General features: G+C 71.5%; 18 protein-coding genes. 15 read left to right on the top strand and 3 right to left on the bottom strand.

The genetic code is table 11. The annotated features are described in order from the left end of the window. Positions 1–1,240 (top strand): hypothetical protein (locus ACWEVN_RS05720; RefSeq protein ID WP_452050419.1); only part of this gene is annotated, 1,240 nt, incomplete at its 5' end. Here ACWEVN_RS05720 and ACWEVN_RS05715 read toward each other — a convergent pair. Beyond that, entirely contained in the window at positions 1,241–1,804 is a 564-nt protein-coding gene (locus ACWEVN_RS05715) for a helix-turn-helix domain-containing protein (RefSeq protein WP_310970608.1), read from the bottom strand. Positions 1,805–1,873: 69 nt separating this feature from the next. Here ACWEVN_RS05715 and ACWEVN_RS05710 point away from each other — a divergent pair, with 69 nt between their 5' ends. The 5 genes from ACWEVN_RS05710 (at position 1,874) to ACWEVN_RS05690 (ending at position 5,307) form a co-directional block, all read left to right on the top strand. Then, complete coding sequence (locus tag ACWEVN_RS05710) at positions 1,874–2,563, top strand: AzlC family ABC transporter permease (protein WP_452050418.1); 690 nt, start codon at positions 1,874–1,876, stop codon at positions 2,561–2,563. After that, positions 2,563–2,883 (top strand): AzlD domain-containing protein, encoded by a 321-nt coding sequence (locus ACWEVN_RS05705; protein ID WP_452050417.1) that lies wholly within the window; start codon positions 2,563–2,565, stop codon positions 2,881–2,883. The genes ACWEVN_RS05710 and ACWEVN_RS05705 overlap by 1 nt, the downstream gene beginning before the upstream one ends. Positions 2,884–3,254: 371 nt before the next feature. Then, the gene (pdxT, locus tag ACWEVN_RS05700) at positions 3,255–3,872 is read left to right on the top strand and encodes a pyridoxal 5'-phosphate synthase glutaminase subunit PdxT (RefSeq protein WP_449680942.1); all 618 of its coding nucleotides are present in this window, start codon (positions 3,255–3,257) and stop codon (positions 3,870–3,872) included. 41 nt (positions 3,873–3,913) lie between these two features. After that, entirely contained in the window at positions 3,914–4,669 is a 756-nt protein-coding gene (locus tag ACWEVN_RS05695) for a YebC/PmpR family DNA-binding transcriptional regulator (RefSeq protein WP_003077329.1), read from the top strand. A gap of 86 nt (positions 4,670–4,755) precedes the next feature. After that, positions 4,756–5,307 carry a DUF4262 domain-containing protein gene (locus tag ACWEVN_RS05690; protein WP_449680943.1) on the top strand — a complete coding sequence of 184 codons (552 nt, stop codon included), beginning with the start codon at positions 4,756–4,758 and terminating at the stop codon, positions 5,305–5,307. On the opposite strand, the gene ACWEVN_RS05685 is transcribed toward ACWEVN_RS05690, so the two are convergent. Next, the gene (locus ACWEVN_RS05685) at positions 5,304–5,744 is read right to left on the bottom strand and encodes a cupin domain-containing protein (RefSeq protein WP_452050416.1); all 441 of its coding nucleotides are present in this window, start codon (positions 5,742–5,744) and stop codon (positions 5,304–5,306) included. The genes ACWEVN_RS05690 and ACWEVN_RS05685 overlap by 4 nt on opposite strands. Positions 5,745–5,817: 73 nt before the next feature. Between ACWEVN_RS05685 and ruvC the strand changes: the two genes are divergently transcribed. From ruvC to ACWEVN_RS05645, 8 genes are all read left to right on the top strand, one after another. Next, positions 5,818–6,411: a crossover junction endodeoxyribonuclease RuvC gene (gene ruvC / locus ACWEVN_RS05680; RefSeq protein WP_452050453.1), complete on the top strand. Its 594-nt coding sequence runs from the start codon at positions 5,818–5,820 to the stop codon at positions 6,409–6,411. After that, positions 6,408–7,004, top strand: a complete 597-nt coding sequence (gene ruvA, locus ACWEVN_RS05675) for a Holliday junction branch migration protein RuvA (RefSeq protein WP_449680945.1) — start codon at positions 6,408–6,410, stop codon at positions 7,002–7,004. Before ruvC ends, ruvA begins: the two co-directional genes overlap by 4 nt. An 8-nt stretch (positions 7,005–7,012) precedes the next feature. Beyond that, a complete protein-coding gene (gene ruvB / locus ACWEVN_RS05670; protein WP_310970428.1) occupies positions 7,013–8,080 on the top strand; it encodes a Holliday junction branch migration DNA helicase RuvB in 1,068 nt (355 codons plus the stop codon). A 120-nt stretch (positions 8,081–8,200) separates the two neighbouring features. Further along, on the top strand, positions 8,201–8,611 hold the full coding sequence (gene yajC, locus ACWEVN_RS05665) for a preprotein translocase subunit YajC (RefSeq protein ID WP_452050415.1): 411 nt from the start codon (positions 8,201–8,203) through the stop codon (positions 8,609–8,611). A 217-nt stretch (positions 8,612–8,828) separates the two neighbouring features. Beyond that, the gene (secD, locus tag ACWEVN_RS05660; protein WP_449680947.1) at positions 8,829–10,631 is read left to right on the top strand and encodes a protein translocase subunit SecD; all 1,803 of its coding nucleotides are present in this window, start codon (positions 8,829–8,831) and stop codon (positions 10,629–10,631) included. Between the two features lies 1 nt (position 10,632). Further along, the gene (secF, locus tag ACWEVN_RS05655; RefSeq protein ID WP_452050414.1) at positions 10,633–11,847 is read left to right on the top strand and encodes a protein translocase subunit SecF; all 1,215 of its coding nucleotides are present in this window, start codon (positions 10,633–10,635) and stop codon (positions 11,845–11,847) included. A gap of 1 nt (position 11,848) precedes the next feature. Next, a complete protein-coding gene (locus ACWEVN_RS05650) occupies positions 11,849–12,367 on the top strand; it encodes an adenine phosphoribosyltransferase (RefSeq protein WP_452050413.1) in 519 nt (172 codons plus the stop codon). A 233-nt stretch (positions 12,368–12,600) separates the two neighbouring features. Further along, complete coding sequence (locus ACWEVN_RS05645) at positions 12,601–14,955, top strand: RelA/SpoT family protein (protein ID WP_176177440.1); 2,355 nt, start codon at positions 12,601–12,603, stop codon at positions 14,953–14,955. Here ACWEVN_RS05645 and ACWEVN_RS05640 read toward each other — a convergent pair. Then, positions 14,931–16,217, bottom strand: coding sequence for an amidohydrolase family protein (locus tag ACWEVN_RS05640; RefSeq protein WP_452050412.1), 1,287 nt, complete (start codon positions 16,215–16,217; stop codon positions 14,931–14,933). The genes ACWEVN_RS05645 and ACWEVN_RS05640 overlap by 25 nt on opposite strands. Before the next feature lie 49 nt (positions 16,218–16,266). On the opposite strand from ACWEVN_RS05640, the gene ACWEVN_RS05635 reads away from it, so the two are divergent. Beyond that, on the top strand, positions 16,267–16,704 hold the full coding sequence (locus ACWEVN_RS05635; protein WP_452050411.1) for a MarR family winged helix-turn-helix transcriptional regulator: 438 nt from the start codon (positions 16,267–16,269) through the stop codon (positions 16,702–16,704). Positions 16,705–17,041: the final 337 nt, after the last annotated feature.

Here is a 17,041-nt window from a genome sequence, read left to right as displayed (position 1 = left end):
TGAGGCCGCGGAATCTGAGGTGGCAGAGACTGAGGCCGCGGAGGCTGAGGCTGCGGAGACCGAGGCTGCCGAGACCGAGGCTGCCGAGACCGAGGCCGCGGAGACCGACGCCGCGGAGACCGACGCCGCGGAGACTGAGGCCGCGGAGGCTGAGGCTGCCGAGGCGGAGTCTGAGGCGGCGGAGACCGACGACGCCCAGGCCGACGACACGGAAACCGGCGCGGATGACGCGGCTCGAAACGATGCCGAGAACCCCGACTCGGCCGATAACCAGCCGCCGCCTGAGGATGATGAGCTCGAGTTGGAGCTGAAGCCGCGGGGACCGGGGTGGGAAGGCAACTGGTCGTCCCCTGAGGCGAAGCCTCAGAGCGAGCAGGCCGCCGCGCCGCAGGAAAGCGTGGTCACCACTGAGACCGACGCGAGCGGTCAGGCTGCCGAGCAGCAGACTGAGCGCCAGGCCGAGCAAAGCGAGCGCCCAGCCGAACGTGGCGACGAGGCAGCCGAGCGCCAGAACGAGCGTCGCGACGAAGCCACCGTGCGCCAGAACGAAGCGGCCGAGAGCCAAAACGAGCGTCTCGACGAAGCAGCCGAGAGCCAGAACGAAGCAGCCGAGCGCCAGAACGAAGCGGCCGAGCAACAAGCCGAGCGTGGCGATCGACCCTCCGAAACCGAGGCCGCCGAGCCGGAAAAACCCGAGGCCCCCAACCCCTTCAGCGGCGAATTCGACCCCGAGACCGGCGAACTGGACCTCGACCGCGACGCCCCGGACAAGCCCGAGCAGGCCCCGCGCGAGCACGAAGCCGGCGACGCCGCCGCCGGTCCGTGGAACACGGACTTCGACGACAGCGAGGTCGTCGCCCGGTACGACGACAAGGACGGCTGGGAGGTCGGCCCCGATACGCCCGCCGAGCGTGAACAGCGGATGGAGGACCTCGCCGAGAAGCTCAAGAGTGAGCAGACGGTCGCCGAGAAACTCGCCGAAGACGGTGCCGATCTCGCCGAGCCCGGCGTCAAGCTCTGGGAGGCCGCGCAAGCCAAGAACGAAGCCAAAGCCGACCCCGCGCACGAGCACACCGTGACCACCGAGGACCACCCGCACTTCGAGCCGGCCGAGTCGCAGGCTTCCACGCCGGACATGATCGGCTCCGTCGCCATGACCGGGGTGGCGCTCGCGGCCATGGCGCGGCAGTGGCTCGCCGATCGGCGGGGCGGTGCGGCCGCCCCCGACGAGGACGACTGACTAGATGTACTCGGAGATCTCGACGCCGTACGTCCCCGGCTCGAGGGCTTCGAAGATGTGCGGGACGTCGCCCGGATACGAAATGTAGTCGCCGGGGTTCAGCTCCTCCGGGGCCTCCTGCACGCCCACCCGGGCGCGGCCCGCGCACAGCACGATGTGCTCCATCACGCCCGTCATGTGCGGATCGGACCTCCGCGGCGTGCCGGGTTCCGCTCGGATGAGGTACATGTCCCGTCGCGCGGACGGGGGACAGGCCGACAGCAGCGTGCACGCGTAGTCGGCGTGCTCGGCGAACACCGTCGGCCCCTTGCCCGCGCGGATGACGCGGACTTTGGGCCGTTCGGGCTCGACCAGCCGGGAGAACGGGACGTCGAGGGCGACGCCGAGCGCCCACAGCGTCTCGACGCTGGGGTTGCCGGTGCCGGACTCGAGCTGGGACAGCGTCGACTTGGCCAGGCCGGCGCGGCGCGCGACCTCCGTCAGGGACAAGCCCGCGCGGGTCCGTTCGCGGCGCAAGGACGCCGCGATGATCTCCAGGGGCGCGCCCGTCGTTTCCTGCGACATTGCTGTTCGCTCCATCGGTCGTTATGTTCGCCTTGACGAACGCGAGGGCCTGTGTTCACTATAGAACACATGCGTTCGATATGGCGAACACTCGATCGGGCCCTCGCCCGTGACATCGGCCTGGTCTGTCTCGCCGATTGTCTCGTGGGGGTTTCCTACGGCGCCATCGCGGTGAGCTCCGGCTTCCCGCTGTGGCTGCCGATGCTGATGTCGCTGCTGGTCTTCGCGGGGGCGTCGCAGTTCATGTTCATCGGGATCGTGGCCGCGGGCGGCAACCCGTTCGCGGCCGTGCTGGCCGGCCTGCTGGCCAACGCCCGGCACCTGCCGTTCGGCTTCGCCATCGGCGACGTCGTCGGGGAGCGCTGGGCCCGGCTGCTCGGCAGTCACCTGATGAGCGACGAGACGGTCGCGTTCGCCATGGCCCAGGACGAGCCCCGGCGCCGCCGCGCGGCGTACTGGGCCTGCGGGCTGGGGATCTTCGTGTTCTGGAACGCCGGTGTGCTGGCCGGCGCGTTCGCGGGGACGGCGATCAGCGACACGAGCGTGTTCGGCCTCGACGCGGCCTTCCCGGCGGTGCTGCTGGCGCTGGTCCTGCCGTCGCTGCGGGACCGCGCGGCACGGCTGCCGGTGCTGATCGGGGTGGTCGTCGCGCTGGCCGCGACGCCGTTCCTGCCGGCCGGGCTGCCGGTGCTGCTCGCGCTGGCGGGCGTCGTGGTGGGGGCACTGGCGAAGGAGCCGGAACTGCAGGAGGTGGGCTGATGGACGGGGTGGAACTGCTGGTCGGCGCGGTCGTGCTGGCGCTGGGGACGTTCGCGTTCCGGTTCGCCGGCCCGGTGCTGCGCAGCCGGGTGAAGCTGTCGCCGCGGGCGGAGAGGCTGATGGCGCTGGCGGCGGTGGTGCTGCTGGCGGCGCTGGTCGCGGTGAGCGCGCTGACGGAGGGCCACGGCTTCGCGGGCTTCGCGCGGCCGGCGGGGGTGCTGGTGGCGGGGGTGCTGGCGTGGCGGAAGGCGCCGTTCGTGGTGGTCGTGGTCGCCGCCGCGGCGACGGCGGCCCTGCTGAGGCTGGCCGGCGTCCCCTGACGGCGCCGCACCGGACCGGGTCTGAGGTGCCAGGCCGGGCCTGAGGTGCTGGGTCTGAGGTGCCGGACCGGGCCTGACGTGCCGGGCCTGACGTGCCGGGCCTGAGGTGCCAGGCCCGATGTGTCGGGCCCGGCGTGCCGGGGCCCGGCCTGGCGTGAGGGGGAAGGCAGCAAGCGTGCTCGGAGGGGCATCGCGCTGATGCCGAGCGAGAGCCGGGCCCGCGGGGGCGCCCCCCGTTTTCCACGCTACCGGAGGCCACCGACAGTTTTGGGCCTTGCCGCCGCGGGGGTGGCCGCGGAGCGGGGCTGACCTGCCGCGAAGGGGCCGAGCCGGTGCGTCTAGGCTGGTGGGAAGGTCTTTCGGGAGGTCGGGTGTCGTCGGAACCGCTCATCGGTGTGCTCGCCATGCAAGGTGCCGTGCGGGAGCACGTCGCCATGCTGGCCGAAGCGGGCGCGCGGGCCGTGCCCGTGCGGCGGGCCGCCGAGCTGTCCGAAGTGGACGGTCTGGTGCTGCCCGGCGGGGAGTCCACCACGATGTCGCGGCTGCTGGAGAGCTTCGAACTGCTGGCACCCCTCAAGGCGCGGATCGCCGACGGGCTGCCCGCCTTCGGGTCCTGCGCCGGGATGATCCTGCTGGCGCGGCAGACCCTCGACGGGCGGCCCGACCAGCAGCAGCTCGGCGGGCTCGACGTCGTCGTGCGGCGGAACGCCTTCGGCAGGCAGGTCGACTCCTTCGAGGCCGACCTGGACTTCGCCGGGGTCGAGGGGGACGTCCACGCCGTCTTCATCCGGGCTCCCTGGGTCGAGAAGGCCGGTGACGGCGTCGAGGTGCTGGCCACCGTCAGCGGTGTGCCCGGCGTCGGCGAGGACACCGCTAGGATCGTCGCGGTCCGGCAGGGGGCGGTGCTGGCGACCGCGTTCCACCCGGAACTCACGCCCGACGTGCGGGTGCACCGGCTGTTCGTCGACCTCGTGCGAAAGGCTGCCTGAGACGCGGTGCCCGGCCGGGGTACGGAACAGATGGAGGAGAGATGAGCGGCCACTCCAAGTGGGCCACCACGAAGCACAAGAAGGCCAACCTCGACGCGAAGCGCGGCAAGCTCTTCGCGCGGTTGATCAAGAACATCGAGGTGGCCGCCCGCACGGGCACCGGTGGTGGCGACCCGGACGGCAACCCCACGCTCTACGACGCCATCCAGAAGGCGAAGAAGAACTCGGTCCCGCAGGACAACATCGAGCGCGCCCGCAAGCGCGGCGCCGGTGAAGAGGCCGGCGGCGCCGACTGGCAGACCATCACCTACGAGGGTTACGGCCCGAACGGGGTCGCCGTCCTGATCGAGTGCCTCACCGACAACCGCAACCGCGCCGCGTCGGAGGTCCGGACCGCGCTGACCCGCAACGGCGGCTCACTCGCCGACCCGGGCTCGGTGGCCTACCTGTTCAACCGCAAGGGCGTCGTGCTGATGCCCAAGGACACCGCCGCGGAAGACGATGTCCTCATGGCGGTCCTCGACGCCGGTGCCGAAGAGGTCAACGACCTCGGCGAGAGCTTCGAAATCGTCTCCGAGGCGACCGATCTGGTGCCGGTCCGCAAGGCGCTGCAGGACGCCGGCTTCGAATACGAGTCGGCCGACCTGACCTTCCTGCCCTCGGTGAGCGTCCCGCTCGACGCCGACGGCGCCAAGAAGGTCTTCAAGCTGATCGACGCCCTCGAAGACTGCGACGACGTCCAGAACGTCTACGCCAACTTCGACGTCTCCGACGAGGTGCTCGCCGAAGTCGGCTGAGTTTTCCCTTGCCGCACACCGCTTTCGGGCCCGGGCCGGAAACTTTCCGGCCCGGGCCCTGTGTTCCCGGGGATTCGTCAGGCACAATGTGCGCCGTGACCTCGACGACCCCCGCCGCTGCCGCCGACATCACCGCCGAACTGTCCGCGGAAGAACTGCGCCTCATCGAATGGATCGAGGAGCAGGCGAAGGAACGCGGCAACGCCGTCATCAACGTCGCCTCGGACGACGAAGGCGCCGGCTACTCCTTCACGGCTTGCGCCTGGGCGCTGCACAACGTGCCGGAGGCGGTCGTGGTCGGGCTGCCCGGCCAGATGGGGCAGGTGCTGCTCGACGCCTACGTCGACCGCGCGGCCAACGGCGAGATCTTCGAGGTCGGCAAGCGCTACGACGACTTCTTCGAAGGCGTCCCGGTCGTCCTCGAGCGGGTCAACAAGGGGCACTACCCCGAGTACTTCGGCACGGCGTTCCTCATCTACCCGGACGGCGACTTCCCGGCGCTGCAGCTGATCGTCGCGACGCCGGAGGGCAAGTTCCCCTGGCACCCGGACGCGCCCGAGGGCTTCGCGCGGTGGCAGCCGGTGCTCACCGAAAGCGGTGACCCCGAGAGCTGGACCCCCGGGGTCGACGGCCCCTAGAACTTCCCCAGGTCGGCGGCCGCTTCCGGGTACTGCAGAGCCAGGTCCGCGGCGGCCGCGAACTCGACGCAGTCGTCCGTGTAGGGCGGCACCACGACCGTGCCCAGCAGGCTCCACTCGCCGCCCGTGACCGTGGCCTGCCACGTCCCGGCGGGCACCACGACCTGCGGGCGGTCGCCGGCGGCGACGTCGGTGCCCAGCACCGGCCGTTCGACCGAGCCGTCCGGGTGCAGCAGCAGCATCCGCGCGGGCGCCCCCGCGTGGTGCACCCAGATCTCCACGCGGTCCAGCCGGTGCGGCGCGGAGCGTTCGGGCGCGACGAGCAGGTAGTAGATCGCCGAGCCGGACTCCGCCCGCCAGCTCTGCGCCCACTGCCCCCCTTCCACGGGCAGGGGCTGCAGCCCCAGGTGGGTGACGAAATCCGAGGGCTCCGGCATGTCACCCATCCTGCCGCAGACGCGCCCAGTAGCCTGCAAGCTCGAACTGGTGTTCGCGGCAGGAGGAATGCGGGTGCGGGTGCTCGGGGTCGACCCCGGTCTGACCAGGTGCGGCCTGGGGGTGGTCGACGGCGGCAAGGGCCGGGCCGTCCGCTGCGTCGCCGTCGACGTCGTGCGGACACCGGCCGATGCCGATCTGGCCCACCGCCTGCTCGGCATCTCCGACGAGGTCGAGCGCTGGATGGACAGGTACAAGCCGGCCGCGGTGGCCGTCGAACGCGTCTTCGCCCAGCACAACGTCCGGACCGCGATGGGCACCGCGCAAGCGGGCGGGGTGGTCGCCCTGGCCGCCGCGCGCCGGGGCCTGCCGGTCGTCTTCCACACGCCCAGCGAGGTGAAGGCCGCGGTCAGCGGGTCCGGCCGGGCCGACAAAGCCCAGGTCACCGCCATGGTGATGCGGCTGCTGAACCTCGAGGTCGCGCCGAAGCCCGCGGACGCCGCGGACGCCCTCGCCCTGGCGATTTGCCACCTCTGGCGCGAGCCGATGCGGGCCCGGCTCGCCGAGGCCGAAGCCCGCGCGGCCGAAATGGCCCGCACGCACAAAGCCCGCCTCGCCGCGGCGGCGAAGCAGGCGAACCAAGCCAAGAACCCTGGAGCAGCACGATGATCTCGTCGGTACGCGGAGAAGTCCTGTCGGTCGGTCTCGACCACGTCGTGGTCGAGGTCGGCGGGGTCGGCTTCGCCGTGCAGGCCACCCCGGCGACGCTGGCGACCCTGCGCCGCGGCGAGGAGGCCCGCCTGCACACCGCGCTGGTCGTGCGCGAGGACTCGCTGACGCTGTTCGGGTTCGCCGACGCCGACGCGCGCGAACTGTTCGGGCTGCTGCAGACGGTGTCCGGCATCGGGCCGCGGCTCGCGCTGGCCACCCTCGCCGTGCTGGACCCGGACAAGCTGCGGGCCGCGCTGGTCGAAGGCAACATCACCGTGCTCACCTCGGTCCCGGGCATCGGCCGCAAGGGCGCCGAACGGCTCACCCTCGAACTGCGCGACAAGGTCACCGCCCTCGGCGGCACCGGCGACGCGCCCGCCGCCACCGCCCCCGGCGCCCTGCGCGCCGAGGTCGTCGAGGCGCTGGCCGGGCTCGGCTTCCCGGCCAAGCAGGCCGAGCAGGCCGTCGACAAGGTTCTCGCCGACGGTGACGGCCACACGACCGCCAGCGTCCTGCGCGCTGCCCTGACCACCCTCGGCCGGAAGCGGTAGGCCCGGCCGTGGAGTATGAAGCGGTGGAAGAGGACGAGGCCCTCTCGGCGTGGGCGCAGACCGGCGACCGCGACGTCGAGGGCACCCTGCGGCCGCGCAAGCTCGACGAGTTCGTCGGCCAGCCGCGCGTGCGCGAACAGCTGGAGCTGGTGCTGGAGAGCGCCCGCCGCCGCGGCGTGCCGCCCGACCACGTGCTGCTGTCCGGCCCGCCCGGGCTGGGCAAGACGTCGATGGCGATGATCGTCGCCGCCGAGCTCGGCGCGGCCATCCGGATCACCTCCGGCCCGGCCCTGGAACGCGCCGGCGACCTCGCCGCGATGCTGTCCAACCTGGCGCCCGGCGACGTCCTCTTCATCGACGAGATCCACCGCATCGCCCGCCCCGCCGAGGAGATGCTCTACCTGGCGATGGAGGACTTCCGGGTCGACGTCGTGGTCGGCAAGGGCCCCGGCGCCACCAGCATCCCCCTGGAGATCGCGCCGTTCACGCTGGTCGGGGCGACCACCCGGTCCGGCTCGCTGACCGGCCCGCTGCGCGACCGGTTCGGCTTCACCGGCCAGATGGAGTTCTACACCGACGCCGAGCTGGAGCTGGTCGTGCGCCGGGCCGCGACGATCCTCGACATCCCGATCGACCGCGACGGCTGCGCCGAGATCGCCGGCCGCTCGCGGGGCACGCCCCGGATCGCGAACCGGCTGCTGCGGCGCGTCCGCGACTACGCCGAGGTCCGCGCCGACGGCAAGGTGACCCGCGACGTCGCCCGCGCCGCGCTGGCCGTCTACGACGTCGACGAGCTGGGTCTCGACCGCCTCGACCGGGCCGTGCTCACCGCCCTGACCAGGTCTTTCGGTGGCGGGCCGGTGGGCATCTCGACGCTCGCGGTGGCCGTGGGGGAGGAGGCGACCACCGTCGAAGAGGTGTGCGAGCCCTACCTCGTGCGCGCCGGTATGCTCGCCCGCACCCCGCGTGGCCGCGTCGCGACCGCGTCCGCGTGGGAACACCTCGGCATGGTGCCGCCCGCGGACCTCCCGGGGCGCCCGGACCAGGGCGGGCCGTCGCTGTTCGAGCAGGACTGAGCGGCCCGTACCGGCGGGTGGGTGCTGGCGTCCGCGCTGGTACCTGGCACACTTGACCGGAGCACATACCCAAAAACCGGACATTTCGGCTGGGCCCGGGTGTTCGTCGAACGGAGAATCATGCAACAGCTATTGCTGCCCCTGCTGCTCGTGCTCGTCCTCGCCGTGCCGCTGGTGATGAGCACGCGCAAGCAGAAGAAGCAGCAGGCGGCGCAGCAGGAACTGCAGAGCAGCCTGGCGCCCGGTGACCGCGTGATGACCACCTCGGGTCTCTACGGCACCGTCGCCGACGCCTCCGGTGACACCACGATCGACATCGAGATCGCGCCCGGTGTCGTCACCACCTGGCTGCGGCTGGCCGTCCGCGAGAAGGTCGAGCCGGTCGTCGAGACCGACGAGGACGTGCTCGACGAGGTCGAGGAGACTCCCGCCGAGGAGCCGAAGATCATCGAGTCGACCTCCGGTGTCAAGGCCGACGAGCCGCAGACCACCGCCCAGGTGGCGCCGCCGCTGGAGCACGGCAAGAAGTAAGCCCCCGCGGCACCCCTGGGCCGGGCCGGACTCCCGACGAAAGTCGGTACGGCCTCGCACGCCGGGCTCACGCAGCACCGAGTAGTGTCTCGGTGCTGCGTGCGTGTCCGCCGTCATACCCGTGCCCGGGAGTGAATCGCACACAGTCCCTCCCGGTAACCCTCCGGGCGGGCACCGCAACTTTGGGGTCCACCCCGTCCGAGGAGACCGAAGCACCGTGGCAGCTTCAGCCGGGCATCTCCGCCCGGGACGCTATCTCGCCCTGTTCGCCCTGATCGTGATCGTCTTGTACGCGCTGGTGTTCCTCACCGGCAACCACAAGCCGACCCCGAAGCTGGGTATCGACCTGCAGGGCGGCACCCGGGTCACGCTCACCGCCCGCACCCCCGACGGCGGCCAGCCGACCCGGGAGTCCCTGAACCAGGCGCGCCAGATCATCGAGCGCCGCGTCAACGGGATCGGCGTCAGCGGCACCGAGGTCCTCCTCGACGGCAACAACGTCGTCATCACGGTCCCGGGCGAGCAGGGCGACCAGGCGAAGAACCTGGGCAAGACCGCGAAGCTGGGCTTCCGGAAGGTCGTCTCCGCCGCCACCCAGCCGGTGGTGCCGCCGCAGACGAACACCCCGCCGCCCGCCACGGGCACCCCGACCTCGGGCGCGCCGACGCCGACCGCGGGCGCGACGGGCACCAAGCCCCCGACCACCACGGCGAGCGCGCCGCCCACCACCGCGACCGGCGGTGGCGGTGCCGCGGGTGCCCTCGCCCAGCAGCAGAGCACGACGCCGGCCGCGCCGAGCAGCAGCACCCCGCCGCCCACGTCGTCGGCTCCGGCCCCGGCGCCTTCGGACGGCTCGGTCGACGCGGAGACGGCCAAGGAGATCCAGGCCGCCAAGGCCCTCCGGCAGAACCCGCAGCTGATCGGCGCCGACGGCCAGCCGAACCAGGAGCTCGTCTCGCAGGCGATGGCGTCGCTGACCTGCGCGCCGAACGCCAAGGACGCCCTCGAAGGCAACGACGACCCGAAGCTGCCGCTGGTCGCCTGCGGTGACCACAACACCTACAAGTACCTGCTGGAGCCGGAGTTCCTGCCCGGCACCGAGATCGCCGACTCGACCTCGGGCTACGACCAGCAGCGCGGCCAGTGGGTGGTGAACCTCAGCTTCAAGAGCGAGGGCACCAAGATCTGGGCGGACTTCACCTCGAAGAACACCGGCCAGCAGGCGGCGTTCGTGCTCGACACGCAGGTCGTGTCCGCGCCGAACATCCAGGTGGCCATCCTCGACGGCAACACCCAGATCACCGGCAAGTTCACCCAGACCGAGGCGAAAGACCTCTCGGACATCCTCAAGTACGGCTCGCTGCCGCTGTCGTTCGCGTCCTCGGACGCGACCACGGTGTCGGCGACCCTCGGCCTGGCGTCGCTGGAGGCCGGCCTGATCGCCGGCGGCATCGGCCTGCTGGTGGTCTTCATCTACTGCCTGTTCTACTACCGGCTGCTCGGCGTGCTCACCATCCTGTCGCTGGCCCTGTCCGGCGCGCTGGTGTTCGCGGTGCTGATCCTGCTCGGCCGCTGGATCGGCTACACCCTCGACCTCGCGGGCATCGCCGGCCTGATCATCGCCATCGGGATCACGGCGGACTCGTTCGTCATCTACTTCGAACGGCTCAAGGACGAAATCCGGGAGGGCCGGACGTTCCGGTCCGCGGTGCCGCGCGGCTGGGTCCGCGCCCGGCGCACCATCCTGGCCTCGGACGCGGTGAGCTTCCTGGCCGCGGCGATCCTGTACGTCATCGCGGTCGGCGACGTCCAGGGCTTCGCGTTCACCCTCGGCATGTCGACGGTGCTCGACCTGGTCGTCGTGTACCTGGTGACGCACCCGCTGGTGGCCATGGTGTCCACGTCCAAGAACAGTTTCCTGTCCAATCCGAGGCACCTGGGCCTCGGCGCCGTGCAGCAAGTGGGTTCGCAGCGTAAGAAGTCGACCTCGGTCGGCCGCGCGAACGTGAAGGAGGCCTGACGTGGGGGTCGAAGAACTGGGTACGGACGCCGAGGGCAACGCCAAGGCGACGGTGAAACCCGGCCAGAAGGAAAGCGTCTTCCACCGGCTGTACGTCGGCACGGGTGCGTTCGACGTCGTCGGCAAGCGCAAGCGCTGGTACATCTTCTTCGCGGGGCTGGTGCTGGTGTGCCTCGCCTCGATGATCTTCCGCGGCTTCAACCTCGGCATCGAGTTCGAGGGCGGCACGCAGCTCCAGATGCCCGCGAACGGCATCCACGGCGTGATCACCGAGGAGCAGGCGAAGGAGTCGTTCCAGAAGGCCCTCGGCCGCCCGGCCGCGGAGGCGCAGAAGGTCGGCACCGGCAACGCGGCGACCATCCAGATCCGCACCGACACGCTGAACGCGGCCGACGTCGCCAAGCTGAAGCAGGGCCTGTTCGCCGACCTGGGCCCGAAGGGCAGCAACGGCCAGCCCAGCGTCCAGGCGATCAGCGACAGCGCGGTGAGCGCGTCCTGGGGTGGCGAGATCTCGCAGAAGGCGCTGATCGCGCTCGGCGTGTTCCTCGTCGCGGTGGTCATCTTCCTGGCCGTCTACTTCGACGGGCGGATGGCCCTGGCGGCGCTGATCTCGCTGCTGCACGACATCCTGGTCACCGCGGGTGTGTACTCGCTGGTCGGCTTCGAGGTCACCCCGGCGACCGTGATCGGCCTGCTGACCATCCTCGGGTTCTCGCTGTACGACACGGTGGTGGTGTTCGACAAGGTCCGGGAGAACACGCGCGGCCTGCTCGGGCTGACCCGCCGCACGTACGGCGAAGCGGCGAACCTCGCGCTGAACCAGACCCTGATGCGCTCGTTCAACACGGCGTTCATCGCGCTGCTGCCGATCCTCGGCCTGCTGATCGTCGGGTACGTGCTGCTCGGCTCGGGCACGCTGCAGGACCTGGCGCTGGTGCAGCTCACCGGTACCCTCGTCGGCGTCCTGTCGTCGGTCGCGCTGGCGACGCCGCTGCTGGTCGACTTCAAGATGCGCGACCCGAAGTACGCGCAGCAGGCCGAGCGGGTCCGCCAGCGCCGGGCCAGCCAGGAGCGCAAGGCGGCGGGCGAGGACTTCGACGCCTCGGACGACGACGCGCTGGCCAAGGAACTGCGCAAGGAGAAGGCGTACGCGGCCGCGGCCAGCGTCCCCGCCCGGATCCAGAAGCAGCGCCCGGCCGGGAAGCGGAAGCGCTGACGTGCAGCTCGACGACGCCCTCGGCCTGATCGCCGAGGTGCCGGACTTCCCCGAGCCCGGCGTCCTGTTCCGCGACCTGAGTCCGCTCTTCGCGGACGCGGGTGCGTTCAAGGCGGTCACCGACGCGCTGGCGGAAACGCTGGCGCCCGGTGTCGAGGCGCTCGCGGGTGTGGAAGCCCGCGGGTTCCTCCTCGCCGCGGCCGTCGGGTACGCCCGCGGCCTCGGCGTGGTGCTGATCCGCAAGCCGGGCAAGCTGCCGGCGGTGGCCGGCCGCGTGGACTACGCCCTGGAGTACGGCACGGCGACGGTCGAGCTCCCGGTCGGCGTGGTCCGCCCGGGCCAGCGCATCGCGATCCTCGACGACGTCCTGGCCACGGGCGGCACGGTCGCGGCCACCGGCAAGCTCCTGGAGGACGCGGGCGCGGTGGTCGACAGCGTCTCCGTGGTCCTCGAACTGGCCGCCCTGCGCGGCCGCCAGGTCCTCGGAGACCGCAAGGTCCACGCCCTCCAGACCTGCTGAACTCGTCACCCGCGTGATCGGACCCGGATCTCGTGTGATTGAAGCCGGAACTCGCGAGTTCCGGCTTCAATCACGTCAGTGACGGCCCGGATCACATGAGTCACGGTCTGGATCACGTGAGTTCCGGCTGGTGACGGGCCCCACATCCCCCTGAACGGGCGCACCCGACAGGGCTGCGAGGCGCAGCGGCTACCCTGGTGGTCCGAAGGCCGCACGAGCAGCAGGAGGTGCGGGTGAGCCAGGAGCTCGACGCCGCGGTGCCCGCGAAGCAGGGCGCCCAGCAGAACGGGCAGGCGGCGGCACAGCCCGCGCCGCCGAAGCCGAACGGCGCGGCGCCGAACCCGTCCGCCACCCGGCGGGTCCGGGCGCGCCTCGCCCGGCGGATCACCGCCCAGCGCGCCGCCCCGGTCAAGCAGGTCCTCGAACCCCTGGCCGTCATCCACCGCGAGCTGCACCCCAACGCCGACCTCGGCCTGCTCCAGCGCGCCTACGACGTCGCCGAGGAGCTCCACCGCAACCAGCGGCGCAAGTCCGGCGACCCGTACATCACCCACCCCCTCGCCGTCGCCACCATCCTCGCCGAGCTGGGCATGGACACCACCACGCTCGTCGCGGCCCTGTTGCACGACACGGTCGAGGACACCGGCTACGCCGTCGAGAGCCTGAAGGCCGACTTCGGCGAGAAGGTCGCCGAGCTCGTCGACGGCGTCACGAAGCTGGACAAGGTGCAGCTCGGCTCGTCCGCCGAGGCCGAGACCATCCGCAAGATGGTCATCGCGATGGCCAAGGACCCCCGCGTGCTGGTCATCAAGCTCGCCGACCGGCTGCACAACATGCGCACCATGCGCTTCCTGCCGCCGGAGAAGCAGGCCCGCAAGGCCCGCGAGACCCTCGAAGTCCTCGCGCCGCTGGCCCACCGCCTCGGCATGGCGACGGTCAAGTGGGAGCTGGAGGACCTCGCGTTCGCCATCCTGCAGCCGAAGAAGTACGACGAGATCGTCCGCCTGGTCGCCGACCGCGCCCCCTCGCGCGACATCTACCTGCGCTCGGTCATCACGGACCTGACCAGCAACCTCGTCTCGTCACGCATCACCGCGAAGGTCGAGGGCCGGCCGAAGCACTACTACTCGATCCACCAGAAGATGATCGTCCGCGGCCGCGACCTGGACGACATCCACGACCTGGTCGGCGTCCGGATCCTGGTCGAGGACGTCCGTGACTGCTACGCGGCCATGGGTGTCGTGCACGCGCTGTGGCAGCCGGTGCCCGGCCGGTTCAAGGACTACATCGCGCAGCCCCGCTTCGGCGTCTACCAGTCGCTGCACACGACGGTGATCGGCCCGGACGGCAAGCCCCTCGAGGTGCAGATCCGCACCTACGAGATGCACCGCACGGCGGAGTACGGCATCGCCGCGCACTGGCGCTACAAGGAAACCAAGGGCACGCACACCGGCAACGCGATGGACGTCGACGAGATGGCGTGGATGCGCCAGCTCCTCGACTGGCAGCGCGAGGCCGCGGACCCGGGCGACTTCCTCGAATCCCTGCGCTACGAGCTGGCCGCGCGCGAAATCTTCGTGTTCACGCCGAAGGGCGACGTCATCACGCTGCCGGTCGACTCGACGCCGGTCGACTTCGCCTACGCCGTGCACACCGAGGTCGGCCACCGCTGCATCGGCGCCCGCGTCAACGGCCGCCTGGTGGCGCTCGAACGCAAGCTGGAAAACGGCGAAGTCGTCGAGATCTTCACGTCGAAGGCGGAAAACGCGGGTCCCAGCAGGGACTGGCTGCAGTTCGCCGGCTCGCCGAAGGCCCGCGCCAAGATCCGGCAGTGGTTCGCCAAGGAACGCCGCGACGAGGCCATCGAGGGCGGCAAGGAAGCCATCACCAAGGAGATCCGCAAGGTCGGCCTGCCGATCCAGCGGCTGGTCTCCGCCGAGTCCATGGGCGCGGTGGCGACCGAACTGCGCCACGCCGACATCTCGTCGCTGTACGCGGCGGTCGGCGAGGGTCACACGAGCGCGAAGCACGTCGTCCAGCGGCTGGTGGCGCTGATCGGCGGGGTCGACGCGGCGGAGGAGGAGCTCGCCGAACGCGCGACGCCGTCCACGGTGACCCGGCGCCGCGGCTCCAACGACGTCGGCGTGGTGGTCAAGGGCGCCAGCGACGTCTGGGCGAAGCTCGCCCGCTGCTGCACCCCGGTGCCGGGCGACGAGATCCTCGGGTTCGTCACGCGCGGCGGCGGTGTCTCGGTGCACCGCACCGACTGCACGAACGCGGGTGACCTGCAGTCCCAGCCCGAGCGGCTGGTCGAGGTCGAGTGGGCGCCCTCGGCGTCGTCGGTGTTCCTGGTGGCCATCCAGGTCGAGGCGCTCGACCGGCACCGCCTGCTCTCGGACGTCACCAAGGTGCTGGCCGACGAGAAGGTCAACATCCTCTCCGCGTCGGTGACCACGTCCCGGGACCGGGTCGCGGTCAGCCGCTTCTCGTTCGAGATGGGCGACCCCAAGCACCTCGGTCACGTCCTCAAGGTGGTCCGCGGCGTGGAGGGCGTCTACGACGTCTACCGCGTGACGTCGGCTTCCTGAGGCTGCCACGACCCGTCGACGGCGATGCCCGCGACCGCGGCGATGCGGTCGCGGGATTCGAGCAGCCGTGTGCGCAGGGCCGGCAGGTCCAGGCCGAGCAGCCGGCCGTGGCGCTTGACCGCCTTCCCGGCCACGAAGACGCTGTCGACCAGGCCGGGATGCCCGGCGGTGACGAGCGTGCCGGCGACGTCGCCGACGGGGAAGACCGCGGGATCCTCGGCGTCGAGCAGGATCAGGTCGGCGTCCTTGCCGACGGTGAGGCTGCCGGTCCGGGCGCCGAGCCCGCACGCCCGCGCACCGTCCACGGTGGCGAATCCGAGGAGATCCCGTGGCGTGACGGCCCGGTCCACCGCGAGGGCCGTGCGCATGGCGCCGAACATGTCCCCACCGGCCGACGGGCAGTCGTCGATCGACAGCGAGGTGCGGAGCCCGGCGGCCAGCGCCCGGCCAGTGATCGGCGGGGCGAAACCCATCTTCAGCTCGACGTCCGGGCTGACCGACACCGAGCCACCCGCGTCGGCGAGCATCGTCAGCTGGTCGTCGGAAAGGCCGTTGCCGTGCACGACGGTCGTGCGGTCGTCGAGCAGGCCGCGCGCGTGCATCCCGGCGACCGGCCGGTCGCCCCGCGGCCAGCCGGCGGTGCCGTGAACGTGCATGCTCACGGGTAGCGCAAGTTCCCGCGCCAGCGCGACATCCGCGGCCGTTTCGTCCATTGTGGACATCACGGGACCGCGTAGACCCAGTGCCATTTCGTCGCCAGGCAGTATCGCCCGCACCCGCCGGATCTCCGGCTCGATGTCCGGGCCCGCGGCGCCGTAGCAGAAGATCGAGCGGCCGGGGGCGTCCCGCAGGCCCTGGATCGCGGCGTCGGCGTTCTCGGGCCGGTCGGCGCGGTGGAACCAGTCGAGCAGGGTCGTGACGCCCGAGTTCAGCGCTTCGATCCGGCCGAGCAGGTTGCCGAGGTGGACGTCTTCGGGGCGGTAGTGCGGGCCGAGCGTGCTGTGCATGGCGACGCGGTACTGGCCGAACGTCCAGCCGGCGCCGAGGCCGCGGAACGCGGTCTGCCAGGTGTGCCGGTGGGTGTCCACGAAGCCGGGCAGAACGATCTTGCCTGCGGCGTCGACGACCTCGGCCCCGGCCGCGTCGAGGTCCGGGGCGACCGCGGCGATCCGGCCGTCTTCGATGAGCACGTCACCGCGGGGCAGGTCGCCGACCGCCGGATCCATGCTGACCACCAGGCCGCCGCGCACGAGTGTCTTCACGAGTGTCCTCCCAGGAGTTGATACGTCAACTCTAGCTTAGACTCGACCCATGGCGGACATGAGCCCCGAGGACTGGGCCTTCTGGGAGACCTGGATGCGCGCGCACCGCCTGCTGGTCGGCGAACTCGACCGCGGCCTGCAACGCGACTGCGGCATCTCGAAGGCCGAGTTCAGCGTGCTGAGGACGTTGCGGCACCCGATGCGCGTCGGCGAGCTCGCCGACGAACTCGCCTGGGAGAAGAGCCGGGTGGCGCACCTGCTGACCCGCATGGAGAAGCGCGGCCTGGTGACCCGGACCGAGGCCGGCGCCGGCGGCCGGCGCACCGGGATCGAGCTGACCGCCGAGGGCCACCGCCTGGCCGCCCGCGCCACCCGGGCGCACGGCGCGAACGTCCGGCACCACGTCCTCGACCGGCTCACCCCGGACCAGGCCGCGGCCATCCGGTCCTGGAGCGAAGAGCTGGTCGAGCGCGTCGGCCAGGTTTAGAAGAGCGCGGCGCCCAGCGCCCAGCCTCACACCTTTCGCGAGCTGGCCCGGGGCGGAGCCCCGGATGTCACAGCGTCCGATGCCGGTGGCGCGCCTGTCCGCACTGCCGCGCCGGGCCGCCGAGCGCAGCGGCCGGCTCGCCGACGTCTGGCGGCCGCTGGGGCCCGGTTGCGAACTGCGCATCGTCTTCCGGGCCGACGGCACGTCGTGGGGCGCGGCCGGCGCGGCGAGTTCAGCGACCGCGAGGTCGAGTTCCTGACGTCGGTCGCGCCGGCCTTGGCGGCGGCGACGCGGGTGGCCGCGCGCCCGCGCGACGTCGGCGGCCTGATCAAGTCGC

It is taken from the genome of Amycolatopsis sp. NPDC003861, from assembly GCF_053605405.1.
This window is presented reverse-complemented; position numbering and strand designations above follow the sequence as displayed.

Excerpts from the sequence above, each read along its gene's own strand:
- ACWEVN_RS05715 (WP_310970608.1), bottom strand. The coding sequence starts at position 1,804 with ATGTCGCAGGAAACGACGGGCGCGCCCCTGGAGATCATCGCGGCGTCC.
- ACWEVN_RS05710 (WP_452050418.1), top strand. The coding sequence starts at position 1,874 with ATGCGTTCGATATGGCGAACACTCGATCGGGCCCTCGCCCGTGACATC.
- ACWEVN_RS05705 (WP_452050417.1), top strand. The coding sequence starts at position 2,563 with ATGGACGGGGTGGAACTGCTGGTCGGCGCGGTCGTGCTGGCGCTGGGG.
- ACWEVN_RS05695 (WP_003077329.1), top strand. The coding sequence starts at position 3,914 with ATGAGCGGCCACTCCAAGTGGGCCACCACGAAGCACAAGAAGGCCAAC.
- ACWEVN_RS05690 (WP_449680943.1), top strand. The coding sequence starts at position 4,756 with ATGTGCGCCGTGACCTCGACGACCCCCGCCGCTGCCGCCGACATCACC.
- ACWEVN_RS05685 (WP_452050416.1), bottom strand. The coding sequence starts at position 5,744 with ATGCCGGAGCCCTCGGATTTCGTCACCCACCTGGGGCTGCAGCCCCTG.
- ruvA (WP_449680945.1), top strand. The coding sequence starts at position 6,408 with ATGATCTCGTCGGTACGCGGAGAAGTCCTGTCGGTCGGTCTCGACCAC.
- yajC (WP_452050415.1), top strand. The coding sequence starts at position 8,201 with ATGCAACAGCTATTGCTGCCCCTGCTGCTCGTGCTCGTCCTCGCCGTG.
- ACWEVN_RS05635 (WP_452050411.1), top strand. The coding sequence starts at position 16,267 with ATGGCGGACATGAGCCCCGAGGACTGGGCCTTCTGGGAGACCTGGATG.